This is a genomic window from Actinocrispum wychmicini (assembly GCF_004345645.1).
In the GTDB taxonomy this organism is placed as follows: Bacteria; Actinomycetota; Actinomycetes; order Mycobacteriales; family Pseudonocardiaceae; genus Kibdelosporangium; species Kibdelosporangium wychmicini.
This window is the reverse complement of sequence record NZ_SLWS01000031.1, coordinates 1-2,636: the sequence shown is the minus strand read 5'-3', so window position 1 is coordinate 2,636 and position 2,636 is coordinate 1. Positions and strand designations below refer to the sequence as shown.

Below are 2,636 nucleotides of genomic sequence, written 5' to 3'. Positions count from 1 at the left end.
CGGTAGAGGCGTTGTCCTTGGGGGCTGGGTAGGTAGCGTTCGGCGGTGAGGGTGGGTTGGTTGTGGTAGCCGCGGGTGATTCCGGCGCCGCTGAGATACAACTCGCCGATGCTTCCGATAGGGACAGGTCGTAGGTTGGCGTCGAGGATGTGGGCTTGGGTGTTGTGGATCGGCTGGCCGATGGGGGTCCGGTTGTCTTGTGATGTGGTGTGGGCGTGCGTTGAATAGGTGGTGTCTTCGGATGGGCCGTAGAGGTTGTGGACGGCTTTCACGTGGGGTTGGTCGTAGAGGGCGCGGACCAGGGTGGGGCTGAGGGCCTCGCCGGCGAGGTTGATCGTGGCGGCACTTGCTGGCAAGGCCTCGGCCGTCATCAGCTCTTGGGCGATGGAGGGCACGGTGTTGATGAGGGTGATGTTGGTGCCGAGGTCGGGGTTGGTGGTGAGGTCGAGGGCGTTGTGTTCGGTGAGGGTGATGCTGCCGCCTGCCGCCAGTGGGGCAAAGATTTCGTAGATGGATAGGTCGAAGCAGACGGAGGTGGATGCGAGGACGTTGGTCAGTTCGGTGGTGTAAGTGTTGAGGGCCCAGGTGATCATGGCGGTGGTTTGGTGGTGTTCGATCATCACACCTTTGGGTTGCCCGGTTGAGCCTGAGGTGTAGATGACGTAGGCGAGGTTGTGCTTGTCAGCCGTAGGGGTTAGTCGGCTGGTGAGGCCTGTTTGATCGACCAGGATCCGTTCGTACGGACCGACATTCGTGTCGCACGTGGTGATGAGGGCTTTCGCTTTGGTGTCGTTGAGGATGTAGGTGATTCGGTTGGTGGGGTAGGCGGGGTCGATGGGGACGTAGGCTGCGCCGGTCTTCAGCACGGCGAACAACGCGACGATCAGGTCGAGGGTGCGGGGTAGACATACTCCGACCAGGGTCTCGGGTGTGATGTGGTGTTGGTGGCGGAGGTGGTGGGCGAGTTGGTTGGCTTGTTGGTCTAGTTGCCGGTAGGTGAGTTCACCGTCGACCGCCCGGACCGCTGTCGCGTCTGGCGTCCGGTCGGCCTGGGCCTCAAACCATTCGTGCACCAACAGGTCGGGAACCCGAGTGTCGGTGCCGCGTGTCAGCGTCGACAGCTGCTTGGTTTCGTCGAGCGACATCACTGGGAGTTCGGCGATACGTTGGTCGGGATCGGCGACCACCTCGGAAAGCATCGTGACGTACCGATCGGCCAGGCGTTGGGCGGTGTCCTCGGCGAAAAGGTCGGTGTTGTACACCAGATCGCCGTGCAGGCCACTGTCCGAACGCATCAGGCGGAGAGTCAGCTCGAACTGGCTGGATCGTTGCTCCGGACGTAGTTCGTGGATCTCCAAGTCGGGCATCGTGTACTGCGGGGCGGCCTCGTCGACAACGAACATGACCTGAAAAAGCGGACTGCGACTGAGGTCCCGTTCCGGCTGCAGTTCCTCAACGAGCTTCTCGAAAGGCACATCCTGATGGGCGTACGCCTCCAGACAAACCTGCCGTACCCGCCGCAAAACCTCCCGAAACGATGGCGTACCACCAAGATCCGCGCGCAAAACCAGAGTGTTGACAAAGAACCCGACAAGGTCCTCCACATCCGGATGCTCCCGCCCAGAAATCGGCGACCCCACCGCGACATCCTTCTGCCCACACACCCTGGACAACAAAGTGTGAAACACAGCAAGCAGCACCATGAACACGGTGACCCCCTCAGCCCTGGCAAGTTCCTCAAGCGCCCTGACGAGATCCTCGCCGACGTCCACAGATCGAGTGGCACCACCGAAGGTCTGTCGAGCCGGACGCGGCAAGTCGGTGGGAAGCTCAAGAGGGGCAATGCCAGCCAGCTGCTTCCGCCAGTACGAAATGGACTCTTCGAGCTCGCCTCGCGCGAGGCGGTCGCGTTGCCAGGCAGCGAAATCCGCGTACTGAACCCGGAGCGAAGGCAGCTCGGCAGCCTGACCACGTACCAGCGCGGTGTACGCCGTGGTGATTTCCCGAAGGAGGATGGTGAGTGACCAGCCGTCGGAGATGGTGTGGTGCATGGTGATGATGAGTGTGTGGTGGTTGTGTGTGTGGTGGATGAGGGTGGCTCGGAAGAGTGGTCCTTGGGTGAGGTTGAAGGGGTGGGTTGCTTCGTGGTTGAGGATGTCGGTGAGTTGTGAGTGGTCGGCGGTGACGTGGTTGAGGGTGGGTGACGCGGCGTGGACGGACTGGTAGGTGTAGCCGGTGGCCTGGGGGTTGGTGGTTTGGCCGCTGCGGGAGGTGTGGTGGTGGAGGGTGGTGCGGAGGGTTTCGTGTCGTTGGGTGGTGGTGTGGAGGGCGTGTTTGAGTGCGGTGGTGTTGAGGGGGCCGTGGAGGGTTGCGGCGCCGGTCATGTGGTAGGCGGTGGTTGTTTGGGGGTCGAGTTGGGTGAGGAACCATAGGCGTTCCTGACCGAAGGACGCTGGCAGGGTGGTGGTGCCGTTCTTGTCGATCCGGTCCAGCTGAGGGATGGTTGTTCGTTGGTGGCCGGTGAGTTCGTGGGCCAGTTCAGCGATGGTGGGGTGTTGGAAGAGGGTGTGGAGGGGGATGTTGAGTTGGTTGGTGATGCGGGTGGCGAGGAGGGAGTGTCCGCCGAGGGTGAAGAA

Annotated in this window: 1 protein-coding gene; it reads right to left on the bottom strand. The window is 62.0% G+C overall.

Annotated elements, in window-relative coordinates; genetic code table 11:
* Nucleotides 1–2,636, bottom strand: a 2,636-nt coding sequence (locus tag EV192_RS53445; RefSeq protein ID WP_165961071.1) for a condensation domain-containing protein, incomplete at both ends; no start/stop codon positions are given.